The organism is Komagataeibacter xylinus NBRC 15237 (assembly GCF_001571345.1).
Lineage (GTDB): Bacteria > Pseudomonadota > Alphaproteobacteria > Acetobacterales > Acetobacteraceae > Komagataeibacter > Komagataeibacter xylinus.
In genome coordinates, this window is sequence record NZ_BCTP01000053.1 from 1 (window position 1) to 16,705 (window position 16,705).

At 62.4% G+C, this 16,705-nt stretch carries 18 protein-coding genes, 1 tRNA gene and 1 riboswitch; of the genes, 14 read left to right on the forward strand and 5 right to left on the reverse strand.

Annotated elements, in window-relative coordinates; translation table 11 throughout:
* Nucleotides 1–311: 311 nt before the first annotated feature.
* Nucleotides 312–539: riboswitch (cobalamin riboswitch) on the reverse strand.
* Nucleotides 540–608: 69 nt separating this feature from the next.
* Nucleotides 609–893, forward strand: coding sequence for a hypothetical protein (locus tag GXY01S_RS18300; protein ID WP_156470326.1), 285 nt, complete (start codon nucleotides 609–611; stop codon nucleotides 891–893).
* A 71-nt stretch (nucleotides 894–964) separates the two neighbouring features.
* Here the strand turns inward: GXY01S_RS18300 and GXY01S_RS14440 are convergent, their stop codons facing one another.
* From GXY01S_RS14440 to GXY01S_RS14460, 5 genes are all read right to left on the reverse strand, one after another.
* Nucleotides 965–3,493: an EAL domain-containing protein gene (locus GXY01S_RS14440; RefSeq protein WP_174520975.1), complete on the reverse strand. Its 2,529-nt coding sequence runs from the start codon at nucleotides 3,491–3,493 to the stop codon at nucleotides 965–967.
* 219 nt (nucleotides 3,494–3,712) lie between these two features.
* Complete coding sequence (locus GXY01S_RS14445) at nucleotides 3,713–4,165, reverse strand: cupin domain-containing protein (protein ID WP_061276226.1); 453 nt, start codon at nucleotides 4,163–4,165, stop codon at nucleotides 3,713–3,715.
* A gap of 300 nt (nucleotides 4,166–4,465) precedes the next feature.
* Nucleotides 4,466–4,816, reverse strand: a complete 351-nt coding sequence (locus GXY01S_RS19310; protein ID WP_082770899.1) for an immunity protein Imm33 domain-containing protein — start codon at nucleotides 4,814–4,816, stop codon at nucleotides 4,466–4,468.
* 27 nt (nucleotides 4,817–4,843) lie between these two features.
* Nucleotides 4,844–5,167: a colicin immunity domain-containing protein gene (locus GXY01S_RS14455; protein ID WP_061276208.1), complete on the reverse strand. Its 324-nt coding sequence runs from the start codon at nucleotides 5,165–5,167 to the stop codon at nucleotides 4,844–4,846.
* A gap of 164 nt (nucleotides 5,168–5,331) precedes the next feature.
* Nucleotides 5,332–5,417 (reverse strand) — tRNA-Tyr (locus tag GXY01S_RS14460).
* A 118-nt stretch (nucleotides 5,418–5,535) separates the two neighbouring features.
* Here GXY01S_RS14460 and rlmB point away from each other — a divergent pair.
* From rlmB to GXY01S_RS14520, 13 genes are all read left to right on the forward strand, one after another.
* Entirely contained in the window at nucleotides 5,536–6,369 is an 834-nt protein-coding gene (gene rlmB, locus GXY01S_RS14465) for a 23S rRNA (guanosine(2251)-2'-O)-methyltransferase RlmB (protein ID WP_061276210.1), read from the forward strand.
* Nucleotides 6,370–6,745: 376 nt separating this feature from the next.
* The gene (locus GXY01S_RS14470; protein ID WP_061276212.1) at nucleotides 6,746–8,890 is read left to right on the forward strand and encodes an FUSC family protein; all 2,145 of its coding nucleotides are present in this window, start codon (nucleotides 6,746–6,748) and stop codon (nucleotides 8,888–8,890) included.
* Between the two features lie 118 nt (nucleotides 8,891–9,008).
* On the forward strand, nucleotides 9,009–9,359 hold the full coding sequence (locus GXY01S_RS14475; RefSeq protein ID WP_061276214.1) for a RidA family protein: 351 nt from the start codon (nucleotides 9,009–9,011) through the stop codon (nucleotides 9,357–9,359).
* Between the two features lie 189 nt (nucleotides 9,360–9,548).
* Entirely contained in the window at nucleotides 9,549–10,547 is a 999-nt protein-coding gene (locus tag GXY01S_RS14480) for an SDR family oxidoreductase (RefSeq protein WP_277985728.1), read from the forward strand.
* Between the two features lie 343 nt (nucleotides 10,548–10,890).
* Nucleotides 10,891–11,028, forward strand: coding sequence for a hypothetical protein (locus GXY01S_RS18305; protein WP_156470327.1), 138 nt, complete (start codon nucleotides 10,891–10,893; stop codon nucleotides 11,026–11,028).
* A 171-nt stretch (nucleotides 11,029–11,199) separates the two neighbouring features.
* Entirely contained in the window at nucleotides 11,200–11,637 is a 438-nt protein-coding gene (locus GXY01S_RS14485; RefSeq protein ID WP_061276216.1) for a CHRD domain-containing protein, read from the forward strand.
* Nucleotides 11,638–11,780: 143 nt separating this feature from the next.
* The gene (locus GXY01S_RS14490) at nucleotides 11,781–12,311 is read left to right on the forward strand and encodes a hypothetical protein (protein WP_370664455.1); all 531 of its coding nucleotides are present in this window, start codon (nucleotides 11,781–11,783) and stop codon (nucleotides 12,309–12,311) included.
* A gap of 61 nt (nucleotides 12,312–12,372) precedes the next feature.
* On the forward strand, nucleotides 12,373–13,242 hold the full coding sequence (locus GXY01S_RS14495) for an aldose 1-epimerase family protein (protein WP_061276232.1): 870 nt from the start codon (nucleotides 12,373–12,375) through the stop codon (nucleotides 13,240–13,242).
* 186 nt (nucleotides 13,243–13,428) lie between these two features.
* Nucleotides 13,429–13,656: a hypothetical protein gene (locus GXY01S_RS14500; protein WP_174520976.1), complete on the forward strand. Its 228-nt coding sequence runs from the start codon at nucleotides 13,429–13,431 to the stop codon at nucleotides 13,654–13,656.
* A gap of 114 nt (nucleotides 13,657–13,770) precedes the next feature.
* A complete protein-coding gene (locus GXY01S_RS14505; RefSeq protein WP_242501170.1) occupies nucleotides 13,771–14,409 on the forward strand; it encodes a hypothetical protein in 639 nt (212 codons plus the stop codon).
* Nucleotides 14,410–14,422: 13 nt separating this feature from the next.
* A complete protein-coding gene (gene bluB, locus GXY01S_RS14510; protein WP_061276220.1) occupies nucleotides 14,423–15,067 on the forward strand; it encodes a 5,6-dimethylbenzimidazole synthase in 645 nt (214 codons plus the stop codon).
* A 21-nt stretch (nucleotides 15,068–15,088) separates the two neighbouring features.
* Nucleotides 15,089–15,586, forward strand: coding sequence for a hypothetical protein (locus tag GXY01S_RS14515; protein ID WP_061276222.1), 498 nt, complete (start codon nucleotides 15,089–15,091; stop codon nucleotides 15,584–15,586).
* A 215-nt stretch (nucleotides 15,587–15,801) separates the two neighbouring features.
* A complete protein-coding gene (locus tag GXY01S_RS14520; RefSeq protein WP_242501169.1) occupies nucleotides 15,802–16,545 on the forward strand; it encodes a DedA family protein in 744 nt (247 codons plus the stop codon).
* The last annotated feature ends 160 nt before the right edge of the window (nucleotides 16,546–16,705 follow it).

The following is a 16,705-nucleotide window of genomic DNA, read 5'->3' on the forward strand; positions in this document are numbered from 1 at the left end:
CACGATCAGTGGCGTGGAATTGCCCAGGCGGGCGCGGTCCTGCGCGATCTGGGTCTGGATCTGGGCGTGGGCTGCGGTGCAGTACGCGCCGCTCAGGGCGCCCGACAGCAGCAGCATGCGCGATAGGGGCTGCCGCCGCGGGAGGAGAATATGCAATTTCATGGTGGAAACATCCCGTCAGGATGGGTCTGGCGCCACAGGGCCAGAAGATGACAGGCCAACAGAAAGGCCCATCGCTGCTACGGCATACGGGATGTCAGGTCGGAGGGCGCATGGTCTCATATCCATCTCCGGTCATGCCCGCCCGGCGATATCGTTAAAGGACAATGGCAGGTCTCCTGACTTGCGGGTCATTGCACGCCATCTCCCTTCCCGGCCGGAGCCAGTGGTTGCCATTGACATGGCGCCAGATGAAGCACTCTCCGCCTACAGTTGCGGGTACAGTTACCGACTGCGCCCCCGGGCCTGAATACCCTGCCGGAGCTTACGGCATTCCCTTTTTCACCCGTTTGCACGGGACCATTGACTTGTCGGGCTGGACTATACCGTGCGCGGATCAATGTGCAAGATCAGCGTATTGTCGCGTTGCTGCTCCGCCCGGCGCAGGCATGGGCGGTGCCATGCGGCGCGATGCCCGGTTGTGCTTGCGTGGCCGGGGCCTGCGCGCCGGGTGGGCTTTTGTGCCCTGCGGGAAGGACGTGGCATTTAATATATTGATAAGAGACAATTTTATTAAAAAAGACAGTCGTTTTATGAAGTTTTTTGGAAAAAAACTTCACTGGAAATTTTCTTATAGACTGTTTGAAAAGTTAACTCGGAAAACATGCAGGAATCATAAGGAAGTTTTTGGTGAAGCTTTTTTCAAAAAGCTTCGAAAAACGCCATCTTTTTGAAAAAAGGCGGCAGCCAGAAACGTTCATCATTTTTTATCAATGAGTTGTTTTCAAGCAATTTCTTATGGTTTTCAGGCCGCTGGCACAGGCTCGGCCCGGCGTTCCCTGATCCATGTATCAAGGGCTGCGGTATCCATCGGGCGGCCAAAATAATAGCCCTGTATCACGTCGCAATCGATGTTGCGCAACTGGGCGCACTGGGCGGCGTCCTCCACCCCTTCGGCCACTACGGTCATGCCCAGCGTGTGGCCGATGCGGATGATGGCGGTCACCACCTGGCGCACGTTGCCGGTGCTGCCAAAGCCGTTCATGAAGCTGCGGTCGATCTTGACCTCGCTTATGGGCAGGCTGGCAAGGTTGGACAGGCTGGAATACCCGGTGCCAAAATCATCCATCGACAGGCCGATGCCCAGTTCGCGGATGGCCCGGGCTGTGGCCACCGTCTGCTCGAAATTCTCGATCATGGCGGTCTCGGTCAGTTCCACGATCAGGCGTTCGGGCGGCACGTTGGTCTCGTGCAGGATGGTGGCAAGCTGCGCCACGAGTTCAGGGTCCTGGAACTGGATGGCCGAGACATTGACCGATACGGTGGGTACGGGAATGCCGTGCGCGATCCATTGCGCCATCTGCGCGCACGCCGCCCGCAGCGACCACACGCCAATGGCGCGGATCTGCCCGGTTTCCTCCGCCACGGGAATGAACCGCCCCGGCGAGACCATGCCCAGCGCCGCATCGTTCCAGCGCGAGAGCGCCTCCACGCCATGCAGTTGGCCCGTGCTCAGGTCGACCTGGGGCTGGTAGACAAGGGTCAGCCGGTTATCGGCAATGGCCTCGCGCAGGGCGGAGGCGAGGATGATGTGATCTTCCGCCTGCCGGTTCATGGAAGGGTGGAAAAAGCGGTAGCAGCACCGCCCCGCCTTCTTGGCCTGCGCGAGCGCGGTATAGGCCTGGCGCAGGGTTTCTTCCACCGCCTGCCCGTCCTGATGGGTGCTGATGCCGATGCTGCCCGAAATGTTGATGGGAATGTTATCGATCGTAAACGGCTCTTCAAGCGTGTGGAGGATGCGCTCGGCCAGATGCGTGATGTCGGTGGCGTCCTGCGTGGTCAGCACCACGAATTCATCGCCCTCCGTACGCACCAGCACGTCGCGCCCCACAATGCCGTGGCGCAGGCGGCACGCGAGTTCGAGCAGCATCTGGTCGGCCCGGCCCTGGCCCAGCGCCTGCACGATCTTGCGGAAACGGTCGAGGTCGATGACCATGATGCTCAGCGCCGTTGCAGGCGGCCGGGCCACGAGTTCGTTGAGGCGGCGGTTGAGCCACAGGCGGTTGGGCAGGCTGGTCAGCCGGTCGGTATAGGACAGGCGGATGATGGATTCACGGCTGCGCTGCTGCTCGATGGCCAGCATGGCCAGATGCACGCAGGCATTGACAATGCGCCGGTGCCACGCCCCCGGCTGGCCGGGCGTGCGGAAATAAAGCGAGAAGCTGCCCGCCACATCCCCATTGCGCAAAATAATGGGCACCGCCCACTCCGCCGCCAGCGCATGCTCCGCCACGACCGCGCGCAGGGCGGGCCAGCGTTCTTCCGCCGCAAGGTCGGGCACCTCCACTTCCTTTGCCGTGGCGATGGCTGTGCCGCAGGCGCCGCCTGCGGTGCCGGCCTCCAGCCCCTCGAACGCCTGCAGCACGGGCAGGGGCATGGCGCCGTGGCCACCGGCATGCAGCACGCCGCCGGTGCTGAGCATGACTGCGGCCAGGCAGTCCGGCGCGATCAGTTCGATGCGGCGGCACATGAAATCGAGCATCTCGCGCAGGGAGAACTGGTCCGTCAGCGCCTCGACCACGTCACGTTGCAGGTTGCGCAACTGCCGGTCGTGCGTGATGTCGTGGATGATGATGATGATATCGGCCAGCGTGCCGTCATCCGCGTAATGCGGCGTGACCGCGCAGCGCAGCCACAGCGCCATGCCCTGCGGGCCACGGGCCTGCACATCCACCTCGAAGCCGGTGCGGCGGGCAAGGTGCGCGCGGAACTGGCGCAGGGTGCCGATATCGTTTTCCGCCCCGGCCAGCAGCGTGCCAAACGGCGCGCCGTGCAGCGCGCTGCGCTCCACGCCGAGCATGGTGGCGATGGCGGCATTGGCGTGGCTGATGCGGTACTGCGCATCGAGCACCACAATGCCCCTGTCGGTCGCCTGCACGATCATGGCGCTGATCTCGGCCTGCTCGCGCGCCAGATCCTCGTGCGTGCGGTCATGCAGGGCGATCAGTTCATAGGGCACGCCATCCCATTCCAGGTGTTCACGGTACAGGCGTACGGGCAGACCCAGCCCGTCCCTGCGGCGCAGCGTGGTGCAGTGCGACGGCGTGGCCCCCTGTTCCGGCAGGCCCGGCGTGGCCGCAGCATCCGCACCCGGCAGCATGCCCTGGGTAAACAGGCGGCCCAGCCGGGTGGAAGCGAGTTCCGTGGCGCTGTAGCCGGTCATGGCGCAGGCGCATGCGTTGCCATAGAGCACATGACCAGTGCTGTCCGCCATCATCAGCGCCAGCGGCAGTTTCTCCAGAAGCGGGGAAGAAATCTGTGTGATGTCTGGCATGATGGCGTCTTTCCACAAGGTCCTGGTCCTTTGCCGCATGGCACGCCCATGATGACGGAGCATGAAATGCGCGGTTTTTCAGGCGATAAGGGGCATTAGCGTATCTTTAACTTCATTGCGGCAGTTTTATGGCCTGCTGCTGTAGTGTATTTACCGATCCATGTTTCGTTTTGACTGTTCCCTTACCCGCGCATTAGGGGGGCATGGTGCGGTGGTGGATCAGTATTCCGGTTTTTCCCCCTTCGCGGGAACGGAGGTGGGCGTGCCCGGCGTGCCGGCATAGGTCAGCAGCACCACAGTGCGGGTATCCCCCGTTTCCCCGCGATGGGTGTCATTGACGGATTCAGCGAACGCCTCACCCTGATGGAAAGTTTCCGTCCTGCCGCTGTCACGATCATGAATCGTCAACTGCCCTTCGAGCACGTAGCCTGCGTTGGGCACGGGGTGGGTATGCCATGGCAGCGCGGTATGGGCGGGAATGGTCAGGCGGATCATGGTCAGTTCGGGGCGCGTGGTGGGGTAGGGCCCGTACGCCACGCCATTCCATGAATGATCGGCCTGAAGCAGGATGTCCCGATGCCCCGAGGCGACTGACTGGGCATGGGCCACAAGGAGCGGTGCGGCAGACAGGCCAAGGATGGTCAGGGCGAGGGTGGCGTGTATTCTTGGCATCATGGCGTCTTTCCCGTCAGTTCAGGTACTCCGTGGGGAAAGAGCGTGCGATGCTCCGGTATGTTTCCATTTTATTAAGGGTAAATGCGTTGTCTCACACCCTTTTGAGAGACTGTTTGAAAAGTCAGCCCGAAAAACATCCACAAATCATAAGGAATTTTTTGGTGAAGATTTTCTCAAAAAGGCGGTGCCTAACAACTTTTATCAATAAGTTGTTTTCAAGTAGTGCCTTCGACACGAGGCGGGATCATTTGTCCGCCTCCATGGCTGTTGTTGCAGATGGATGCCAGATAGGTCCGTTTATTCTTCTGTATTGTCCTTATGCCAGACATCTTCATAATCAGGCGTAACAATAAAGCGCCATCCCGGCGCCAGGCCCAGATAGGGAATGACGATTTTGCACCAGTGCGGGATATGGCGGGTATGCAGCGGCACAAAAAAATCCTCTGCCTGCGACATTTCCTCCCCGGCCCAGATGTACCAGCCACTCGTGCCGTTTTCGGGTGGCGTGCGCACGCCCCTTATGGGGAGCAGTCCGGTCCTGACATTTCTTGATATGCCCAGTTTCAGATTCCACCCGCAATCGTAATAAGGCGCACGGAATCTGTGACAGACATCCATCTGTATTTCTTTATACGGACTGTTTTCCATGTCAGGGCATATTCATCATGATGACTGTCACTGCCAACCGGACCCGGATTTTTTGATGACAGTCAGTGCCCTGTTTATGACGGCATCAAGTTCCGTTTCGCCAATGGTGTATTCATCCCGGTCTTTTTTTATGGGTTCATAACTGTCTGATGCAGTAAAGATTTCGTCGAATGCCCTGAGTATTGTACGATCCTGATGGTTCAGGCTGAAGTCGCCATTATCACGCGCACTTTTCCATAAAGAAATATAGTGGTCAGCAAATGTACCCGGGCTGACCTTTGCATTCAGGCGATCGTGACATAAGGCGATCATCTGTTTTGGGATATTTCTTCCGCGCGGGAAATCTGTCATCGGATCACCATGAACGGATCGGTATAATATCAGGAGGCTACCTGAAAAAGCCGGTTCGGCAAATCCTGGAAATATAAGGCCGGTCTGCGCCACAGCGCAGGAACACGACAAGCGCCGGAAAACCAGCGCTGCGATACATGATGCGACTGTATGTGAAAGGTAGTTGGTGGAGGGAGTTGGATTCGAACCAACGTAGGCGTACACCAGCGGATTTACAGTCCGCCCCCTTTAGCCACTCGGGCATCCCTCCATGTTGGGCGGGTAAATACGGGGTATTGAGGGGGGTAGTCAAGGGCATGGGTGAAAAATTTACGACAATTTTCGTTTGGGGGAATGACGCCGATGCGCGTTGGGCTTAAAGAGCGATCATGAACATGCGCACACCCCGCCGCCGTGGGGCCTCGCCCGGGGCTCATTCCGCTTCTTCCGTCCGCACTGGCGCGCCCGAAAGGGGCGGCAGGCGGGGCGGGCGTGGCGCCGCATCGGCTCCCGCTGGCACGTGCTGGCTGTATGGCCTGCATGCGGTTCAGGCCGCGCTTGAAAACCCGGCCCGCAAGCTGCGCCAGCTTCTGGTCACGGCGGAAGCGCAGGATAGCCTGGCAGCAAAGCTTGAAGGCGGCTTTCCCATCCAGGCCGTCCGTGCCGAGCGCGCCCAGCTTGATGCGCTGTGTGGTCCTGACGCCGTGCATCAGGGCATGGCGCTGCTGGCCGATATGCTGACCCCGCCCGATCTTGATACGGTGCTCGAGCAGCCCGGCCCGGTGCTGGTGCTCGATCAGGTGACCGATCCGCGCAATGTGGGCGCCATCCTGCGCTCGGCGGCGGCCTTTGGCGCGGTGGCGGTGGTGATGCAGGACCGCAATGCCCCTGACGAGACCGGCACGCTCGCGCGCGCGGCCTCGGGCGCGCTCGAGATCGTGCCGCTGATCCGCGTGGTCAACCTCTCGCGCGTGCTTGATGCGCTCAAGGCGCGTGGCCTGTGGGTGGTGGGGCTTGATGCGGGGGGCGGCATTCTTGATGGCGCAGCCTTCCACCAGCGCCGGGTGGCCCTTGTGCTCGGGGCCGAAGGGGCAGGGTTGCGGCGGCTGACGCGCGAGCATTGCGATGAAATCGCGGGCCTTGCCATGAGCAGCCAGATGGAAAGTCTTAACGTATCCAACGCTGCCGCCGTGGCGCTGTACGAAATGTTCCGCCACCGCTAGAGCCGTTCCACTAAACCCTGGCTCAGTGGAATGGCTCCAGTTCATTGTTTATCGAGCATCTTCACCAGTTTGAATGTGTCCATTCAAACTGGACCTGCTCCCGGACAACGGGAAAAAGCTTCAGAAGAATGCTGCTTTTTAAAAAAAGACAGAACCCGCAAACTGGTATCCGCCCAGTCATGATCGTGCCCCTGCGCGGGGCGTGGGCCATTGCCCGTAACGCGCGGCAAAGGGTCGGGAAACATGAAAAACTATTTACGTTATAACATGTAGATTTGTGCCCCCGTTATTGTCATTGGGAGGGCATGACACGAGTACGTGATAGAGCCACTGCGCCAGCCCGCAGCAAGTGGGGCAGGGGGCTGTGGCGCCCGGCATGACGGATGGCTTCCTGCGTCGGTTCCGCTGGCTTTATGCCCCGCGTCTTGCGGATTTCGGCTTTGCGCTGCGCACGACCATTGCCGCCCTGCTGGCCCTCGTGCTGGCCTTGTGGATGGAGATGGACGACCCGCAATGGGCCCCCATGACCACATGGATCGTGGCCCAGAATTCACGCGGGCAGAGCATGTCCAAGGCGCGGTGGCGGCTTTTGGGCACCTGCCTTGGCGCTGTGGCGGGGGTGGCGCTGATTGCCGCCATGCCGCAATCGGCGTGGCTGCTGTTTCCCGTGCTGGCCTTGTGGGTGGGGATGTGCTGCGGGCTGGCCACGTTCCTGCGCAATTTCCATTCCTATGCTCTGGTGCTCATGGCGTTTACCAGCGGGCTGATTGCGCTCAATGCCGCCAATGCGCCGCATCAGGTGTTTGATATTGCCCTGTCGCGTTCGACCTACATTTTTCTGGGCATATTATGCGAGAGCGCGCTGGCCGCGGTGTTTGCGCCCAGCCTGATTGACGTGGCCCGGCGCGAGATCGGCCAGAAGGTTGGCGCTGCCATAGGTCAGGCAGTACAGGCGCTCGGCAGCATGATGCAGGGGCGCGAGGGGGCGTTCCTCAAGTCACGCACGCTGCTGGGATCGGTCTTTTCCGTATCGGACCAGATCGAGTTCAGCGAGGTGGAAATGCAGCACCGCACCCGCGCGGGCGATCATGCGCGCGCAGCACTTGCCTCGATTGCGGTGGTGATGTCGCGCGGGCTGGGGCTGAGTGCGCGCATGCATGCCACGGCTGTCCTGCCGCCTGCCTTCATCACCCCGCTGGCGCGCGCGCAGGCGCTGTTTGCCAACATCCAGGCCGCCATGGCGGGGCCTGACCCGCTGGCCACCATTGACGCCCTGCGTGCGCAATTGCGCAACCTTGGGGCGGAATGCCGCCAGCAACTTGTCAATGACATCATCGCCGTATCCGGCCCCACTCCGCCGGGTCGGGGGGCGGGGCAGCAGCATCTTGATGGCTATATCCTCAATGCCTCGCTTGGCGTGCTGCTGGTGCGGCTTGATGCGGCGCTGGGGCATCTGGCGGCAACGCAGGTGGCGCCTGCGCATGATCATTTTCATTTCTCCATCCCGCCATGGCGCGACCGTACGGCGGCGTGGCATAACGGCATCCGCTCGGCGGGTGCGGTGCTGATGGGCGGGCTGGTGTGGGAGTGTACCGGCTGGCCCGATGGCGCGACGTTTGCCATGTTCGTGGTGGTGACATGCAGCCGCTTTGCCGCCAATGAAAACCCGGTGCGCGACAGCATCGGCTTCCTGCGCGGGGCAATATGGTCGGTGCTGGTTGCGGCCATCATCACCTTTGTGGTGCTGCCTGATCAGGCGGTGTGGGAGACGCTGGTGCTCTCGCTGTTCGTGCCCATGATGGTGGGCGGCCTTGCGTTGCGCGATGCGCGCACGGCGGGTACGGCGGCGCCCTATAACAACTTCCTGCCGTTCATGGTCTATCCGGGCAACCAGTCGCGGCTGGATGAACTGACCTTTTTCAACACCAACGGCGCGGTGGTGCTGGGCATCGGGTGCAGCGTGCTGGTGTTTCGCCTCGTGCTGCCCTTTGACCCCGATGCCGAGCGGTGGCGCATGCGCCGCCAGATCGTGCGCGACCTGCGCCGCATTGCCCTTGCCCCCGCCATACCCGACCCTGGCGCATGGGTGAACCGGCTCACCACCGGCTTTGCGCGGCTGGTGCGGCATGCGTCCACCATGTCCGATGCGCAGACCAATGCGTATCTTGATGGCGTGCTGTCGGCCATGACGGTGGGGCTCAACCTGATCCGCCTGCGCGGCCTGCTGGTCCGGGGCAGCCTGCCGCCTGTCGGCGGGGCTGCGGTGGAGCGCACGCTGGGCGCCTTTGGCGCGTGGAAGGGCGGCCCGCCGGAGGGGCTGGCCCGTATCGTGGCGGTCACGCTTGCGCAGATACGCAGCGCGGTGGACGGTGAGAGCAATCTATCGCGGCGCCTCGATCTGGGGTGGAGCGTGGCCTATCTGGAAATACTGGTGCGTGAACTGCACATGAATGCGCGGTTTTTCGATATTACGCGCCGTTTTCATCTGCCGCCTGATGGGGCGGGCAAGGGCGGCGCATAGATCAGGATAAAAGCTTCAGAAGACCGTCGCCTTTTTGAAAAAAGGCGACACCCAAAAACTTTTATTATTTTTATAAGGTGTTATTATTGGTAACTTTCAGTAATAAGGGATTTGTTTCATGACCATCAAACGCCTGCAACCTGAAGAACGCCTCGCCGGGGCTGTCGTGCATGGTGGCCTTGTCCATCTTGCCGGGCAGGTTGCCGATGATGACAACCTCGATGCCGAAGGCCAGACCGCCGACATCCTGCGTCAGATTGACGCCATCCTCGCCGAGGCAGGCACCAGCAAGGCCAACCTGCTTTCGGTACAGATTTTTCTGAGCGACATGAATGACATGGCCGCCATGAACCGCGCATGGGATGCCTGGCTCGACCCCGCCAGCAAGCCCGCCCGCGCCACGGTGGAAGCCCGCCTGGCCAACCCGAAGTGGAAGGTCGAGATCACGGGCATCGCGGCCCTGGGCTGAAAAAGCTGAAAGTTTTCGGGCACCGCCTTTTTACGTGCAACATATTGACCGGACAGGATTGCCACGAAGTCCTTCCGGCACCGGACGGTCACAAAACCCAGCCGGCATGCAACCGCGCGGCAGGCGCACTGTTTTGATCTGTAACCACGGGGCCGCAAGCGCCCCTGTTACAGATACGGAGCCTGCGCCATGCCAGATGACAGCCATATTGCCTCCTCCCGCCGCACCGTGCTGGCAGCGGCGGCGGGGCTTGTAACGGCGGCGGCCTCTGGCCGGTCGCAGGCAGCCGAAATGGCTGCCCCCCGCCCGCCGCTGGTCGACCCGGAAAACGCCTATCCCCGCCCGCCTTTTCCCGAGCAGTCACAGCCCTGGCCCGGCCTTGCGGGCAAGATGAATCCCCGCCCCGACCATGGCGAGACGAGCTACCGTGGCTCGGGCCGACTGGCCGGGCGCAGGGCGCTGATTACCGGGGGTGATTCCGGCCTCGGTCGCGCCACCGCCATCGCCTATGCCCGCGAGGGGGCGGATGTGGCCATAGCCTACCTGCCGCAGGAGGAACCCGATGCGCGCGAGGTCGTGGCCCTCATTCGCGAGGCCGGGCGCAAGGCGGTTGCCCTGCCCGGTGACCTGCGTGACAGCAGATACTGCGCCCAGCTCGTCCAGCGCGCGCATGATGAACTTGGCGGCCTGGACATACTGGTCAGCAACGCGGGCCGCCAGCGCCATCAGGCCAGTATTCTTGATATTACCGACGAACAGTTCGACGAGACCTTCCGCACCAATATCTATGCCCTGTTCCACCTGAGCAAGGCTGCCATTCCGCTCATGCCGCGCGGAGCGGCGATCATTGCCACGGCCTCGGTCAATGCGTTCAGCCCGTCCGAGATCCTGCTGGATTATTCCGCGACCAAGGGGGCCATTGTCGCCTTCGTCAAGTCGCTGGCCAAGCAGATGGTGCACAAGGGCATTCGCGTCAACGCTGTCGCCCCCGGCCCGTTCTGGACCGCGCTGCAGGTCAGTGGCGGGCAGACGGAGGAGAACATCCACAATTTCGGTGGCGAGACCCCGATGGGCCGTGCAGGCCAACCGGCGGAAATCGCGCCGATCTATGTGCTGCTGGCTTCATCGGAGGCCAGCTACATTACCGGGCAGGTCTATGCGGCCTCGGGTGGCACGGGGGTGGGCTGAACCCTTGCGCTGTGCTGCGCGCGGTGGCACAGCACAGGCATGCGCATGATCATTCCGGCCCTGCTGATGCTGCTTGGTGTTGCAGCGTGTTATTTCGCCATAGGCATGATTACCGATGCCGGGCGTTTCATATCGGATTCCCATCCGTGGTGATGCGCTCCTTCATGAAAGAGTGTTTTAAAACAACGTTTTGATAAAAGTTTTTGGTGAAGCTTTTTTCAAGAAGCTTCGAAGGACGCCGCCTTTTTGAAAAAAGGCGGCACCCCAGAACTTTCATCATTCCAAGGCATTGTCGGGTCTGCCTTTTCAGGCAATCTCTTGATGGTAAAAAGGGGATGACAGGATGACTGATCACGACGTCACCACGCCGGGCCTTGCAGGGCTGTTATGGCCCCGTCGCAGCCTGTGCTACCGCCGCCTTGCCGGGTGGCTCATCCCCGACATGCGCTGGATGGAGCGACCCCGTCCGCTCGATATCTGAAACAGGCGTCATGGCACGTCTTTTTCAAGTGTCTGGCCACGCCACGGCCCTACAGGGATTTGTGTTGCGCCCCGTCAGGGTTCATGCATGTGATACGCATTCACGTTATGCATATCCCATAAAAAACCGGAACAAGGCATGCGGGCCACATCCCGCACTGGAGTCAGAGAGATGATCCGTTTTTCCACCCTGCCAGCCCTCGTCGTGGCCAGTGTTGCCTTCGCCTCGCCCGCGCTGGCGTCGGTCGTGCGTTTTGAAGGGCATTTTGCAGGCGAACATGGCACGACATCCCACCCCGAGGGCAAGGTCGAGGCCGCGCTGAACACGCGCACCAACCTCGTGAAGTATGTCATTACATGGAGCGGCCTGAGTGGCCCGGTCACGGCGGCGCATTTCCATGGCCCCGCCCCGGCAGGCGAGGAGGCGGGCGTGCTCGTGCCCATTCCCAGCCCCTATAAATCCGGCCAGCATGGCGCTGTGCTGCTCTCGGCCGAGCAGGCGCAGGCGCTGCAGAACGGGCAGGTTTACGTCAACCTGCACACCGCTGCCCTGCCCAATGGCGAGGCCCGCGCCCAGATCGAGCGCCTCACCCCGCCCGCCAGGCCGTAAAGCGGGCCTGCCTGGCATAAAGTCCATGATAGGGTTTGCATGGCTGCTATTTGTGCGGCACTGTTGGTGTTACGGCATGGAAGCCATGCCAATCCTTCATGGAGCCGGGCGACACATCTCGCCAGAAGTCAGGGAGTTTGCTTTTGCGCCTAGCATGTGTGGCCGCCACTGCGGCTGTTATATCCCTGTCCGGTTTTGGTCCGCTATGCGCCCATGCCCGCGCGGCGGATGCGCTTGGTGACCATACGGGAACGATCACCTTTGCCATTTCAGCGGCGGATGTCGGGGCGGGTGTATCATGGGGCAAGGGCGTGCTGACCTTCGAGGGGCATGACTATCCCTTCCGCATCCATGGTGGTTCGGGCGCCGCCATCGGTTTTTCACGCACCAGGGCGGTGGGCACCGTCTATAACCTGTACCGCGTGTCCGATATCGAGGGCACGTACTGGTCCGTTCAGGGCGAGGCCACGATAGGGGCGGGCAAGGGTGGTGCCGTCATGGAAAACAATAACGGCATCTATATCAAATTCACTTCCACAAGCAGCGGCGCGCGGCTTGCCTTCTCGGTCGAGCGCCTGACCATCCGGCTCAACCCGGGCACGACGCTGCCCGCGCAGCAGCCTGCCGCTGTGCCCGCGCCCACTCCGGCCACCAGCCCTGCATCACACCAATAGGCAGGTGGCCCCCTGATCGTGCATGGTAGGCTCCATCGTGAAACCTGATGGAGCCGCCAGCATGACAGAGAATACCCATAGTTTTGGCGATGGCCGCCTTGCCGCCAGCGTGCACGCCAAGGGGGCCGAACTGTGCGCCCTGCGCGCGGGCGGGCGCGACCTGCTATGGGGCGGTGGCGCGCCGTGGCAGCGGCAGTCGCCCGTGCTGTTTCCCATCGTGGGGCGGCTGGTCGATGATACCGCCCGGGTGGAGGGCAGGCCCTACCGCATGACCCAGCATGGCTTTGCGCGGGACTGCACCTTCCGCTGGCTCGCGCGTGACGAGACCGGCTGCCGCCTCGAACTCGTCGATACGGACGAGACGCGCGCAATGTTTCCCTTCGCCTTCAGCCTCGTCATCGAATACCGGATCGAGCACGGCACCCTGTCGGTCAGCTACTGCGTAACCAACCCCGACAGCGCGCGCGTGCTGCCAGCCTCGCTTGGCGCGCACCCGGCCTTCATCTGGCCACTCGCCCCCGATGTGCCCAAGAACCGGCATGTCATTACCTTTGATGAACCCGAACCGGCCCCCATCCGCCGCCTGCACGGCGGCCTGCTGCTGCCCGAAGCCCTGCCAACCCCGATCAGGGGCCGCACGCTGGCCCTTGACGAGGCCCTGTTTGCGCCCGATGCGCTGATTCTCGACCAGTTGGCCAGCCACGGCCTGACCTACCATATCCCCGATGGGCCGGGCCTGCGGCTGACATGGGAGGGCTTTCCCTATCTGGGCCTGTGGATGAAGCCGGGCGGTGATTTCCTGTGCATCGAACCCTGGCATGGCATTGCAAGCCCGGTGGGTTTCAGTGGTGAATTTTCAGCCCGTCCGGGTGTGTTTCACCTCCAGCCGGGGCAGGAATGGCGGGCGGGCTGGCAGGTCGGCTGCATCTGAGCGGGGCGGGTTCCGGCGGGTGTATTTTCCGCGCAACACCCGCCGGAATAAGCCTTGCGAAAACAGCATGGATCAGCCCGTAAATCTGCGAAAATATCGGATGTGCAAGGCGTTGGTTGCGGCGTAGTAGAGCAACAGGAGCAGCATGCGGCAGTATCGCCCGCTAGGCTCACGGGAAACGCCTTGATGCGTAGTTTTTCTCCTGTCCCCGTCGTGGGATTTTCCCCGTCTTCCCCTTCCCTCCCGATCCGTTCCTTCCGCCAGCGCGTGAGTGCGTGGGTGGGTGCGGCCTATCGCAAGCAGGGGATGATGCTGCTCTCTACACTGCCCAGCGTGGCCGTGCCCTCGGGCTGCCATAGCGGCATGGAGGGCAGCCCCTCGCTGCTCGCGCTGCGCGGCTGGGACCGCGGCTGAAGCTGCTGCCTGCGGGCAGGCCAGTTCTGTGATATTGTATATGGCGGCATACCCCGGTGTGCCGCCATATTCATGCGTGCCGTATGGCGCGGGCAGACAGGAAGGCACAGGGCGATGCACAGGCGCATGTTGAACTGCATGGGGGGGATTGGCCTTGCCATGCTGGCGCATGGGGGCACGGCCGGGGCGGCGACAACCGCCTTCAACAAAATGCCGGATTACGAGAAATTCGGCATTACGGTTTCCTCCGCCTATCACGTGCGGCGCTGCGAGGTGACGGTGCGCATCAACCCCGCCCGTTTTGCCCAGAGTGCGAGCGCGCTGGAAAACGAGGGCATTCTCGATAACGCCACGACCGATCTCATCAACAAACGGCCCGAATACTATATCGGCCAGGCCATGCACGAGATCGTGCCGACCATCATCTACCATACCTTCCTGCGCTATACCGATGCGGCGACGTGCCGGTTCATGTTCCGCAACCGGGCGGGGCAGGATGATGCGCTGTACGGCTATGCCGTATCCGAACCAACCTTCCTCAGCTTTGTCGTGCGCAGCCACACCATGACGCAGGTGGACTGGTACAAGGCCAGTTTTGACGAGATCAAGGAAGTCTCGGCCCAGTTCAGTGAAGACCCCGCCTACGCTACGCCCGCAACCCAGGAGGAAGGCATTCCCCCGGCCCAGCCCGCCGCCACGGGCCTGCCCGGCGCGGGCGATGAGGGGCTGGGGGTGACAGACGGGCTGCGATGAACCACAAACAGGCATGACCACCACCGCGCCGGAATTTTCATCCCCCTTCATGGACCAGTTGCGCGACCTGCTGCGCTGGCGGCGCGATGTGCGCCATTTCCGCCCTGACCCGGTGCCCGAACCCGTGCTTGATGACCTGCTGCGCACCGCCTGCCTTGCGCCCTCGGTCGGGCTGAGCGAGCCGTGGCGCTTCGTGCGCGTGGATGACGCGGCCCGGCGGGCGGCGGTCCGCGCTGATTTTACCCGTTGCAACGAGGCCGCCCTGGCCGATCGTGACGGGCCGGATGCCCTGCGCTACGCGCGGCTGAAGCTGGCCGGGCTGGATGATGCGCCCCACCATGTGGCCGTGTTCTCGCACCCCGATCCCGCCCAGGGGCGCGGACTGGGGCGGGCGACCATGCCACAGACCACCACCTGGTCCACCGTCATGGCCATCCATACCTTCTGGCTGGCGGCGACCGCGGCAGGGGTGGGGGTGGGCTGGGTCTCGATCATCGATCCCGACCGGATTGCGGCCGTGCTGGAGATGGACCCGGCGCTGGAACTCGTGGCCTATCTGTGCGTGGGTTACCCCGCAGCCCCCGCCAGCACCCCTGAACTGGAGCGGCGCGGCTGGGAACGCCGCGCGCCCGAGCGGCGGCAATGGATCCGGCGCTAGGCCGCAGGCGCGTGGCAGCCCATGCGTGCCAATGAGCGGATGCTGCGCGCCCTGGCCCGCGTGTCCGCCCGCGCGGTCGTGCATGTGGCGCGTCGTTTTGCCCCGGTGCTGGATGCGGGCATTGTGGATGAAGGTGGATGCGCCTACCTGGCCTATTGCCGCGCACGCGTGGCATTGCCCGCAGGACCTGATGAGACGGGGCGGGAATGCTGGGTCAATTCCCTGCATGTGGAAGACTGGTACCGGACCCATGTGCTGCTCGCCGCCCTCGGGTTTTCCGATGCGGTTTTCGCGTTATGGGAAAAGCAGCACGGCAGGCGTGACGGCCTTGTGTGCCTGATCTCGAAAAACCGGGTGGCGGGCAGTGCGCGGCACGCCGTTGTGTGGAAGATGCATCGCCACCGCCCCGGTCAGGACTGGCTTGCCGCTGATCTGTCGGGTTATGACGATGCGGTGCTGGAACTGACATCACGCAATGACATAACCCTTGTAAAGGAGCGGCTCTGCCTGCGCGCATGAGGGGCAGGGGCAAAGGAATACGGGCAGGACTTGCCGGTGTTCGTGTATTCGTGGCGCGGTTACATGGGGGCTATCGCGTATCGGGGGGTGGTATTATGGACCATCTTCACGGATGGTTGAAAAAACGGGTGGCAGATATTCGTTAAATCCGGTTTTGCCTGGCGTCTGTTTCACCCATTGTACCGACCGGATTTCAGGCCGGGGGTGCAGGCACCTTGCGGCTCCGTATCGCGTATCTGGTCCGGGCGTGCCCTGTCTATGTTCCGCTAAGAAATCATGATGACCTGCCCGGCACGGAGGACTGTACGCTGCTGCACCATTTCGAATACCTGTTCCAGCATTATGGCTATGGGGTCATTACCTTCATTGTCATGCTGGAAAGCATGGGCCTGCCGCTCCCTGCCGAGACGCTGATCATTTCCGCCTCCGTCTACTGCGCCGCCACCCACCGGCTCGATATCCGCTGGGTGGCCCTTGCCGCCGTGATGGGGGCGGTCATTGGCGATAATATCGGTTACATGATCGGGCGCCGCGTGGGCCTGCCGCTGCTGCAGAAATACGGCAGCCGCATCAAGCTTACGCCGCAAAGGCTGCTGCTTGGCCGCTTCCTGTTCCGCCATCATGGCAGTGGCATCGTGTTTTTCGGGCGGTTCATCGCCCTGCTGCGCGTTTTCGTGGCGTTGCTGGCCGGGGCCAATCACATGCCCTGGCCGCGCTTCATGATCTTTAATGCGCTGGGCGGGCTGTGCTGGGCAGGGGGGTATGCCACGGGGGCGTATTACCTCGGGCGCAAGGTCACGCAGGTATCAGGGCCGGCGAGTATCGGGCTTGGGGTTGCGGTGGCGGCGGGGCTTGTGGCGAGTGCGGTATTCCTGCGCCGCAATGAACAGCGCCTGACCGCGCAGGCCCTGCGTGAGGCCGAGGCGGAAAATGCAACGGGTGGAACGCAGGCCGCCTGACCGGTCAGGTCAGGCGCTTTTGGCCAGCGGCTGCTGTACCTGCTGCATCTGTGACGGGCCGGGCAGACGGCTCAGCAGGTGCGGACGCTCATGCGCTGGCAGCAGGTCGGCCAGCGTTGTGCCGTCAAGCACGCTCATGAAGGCGCCAAGTGCTGTCGAC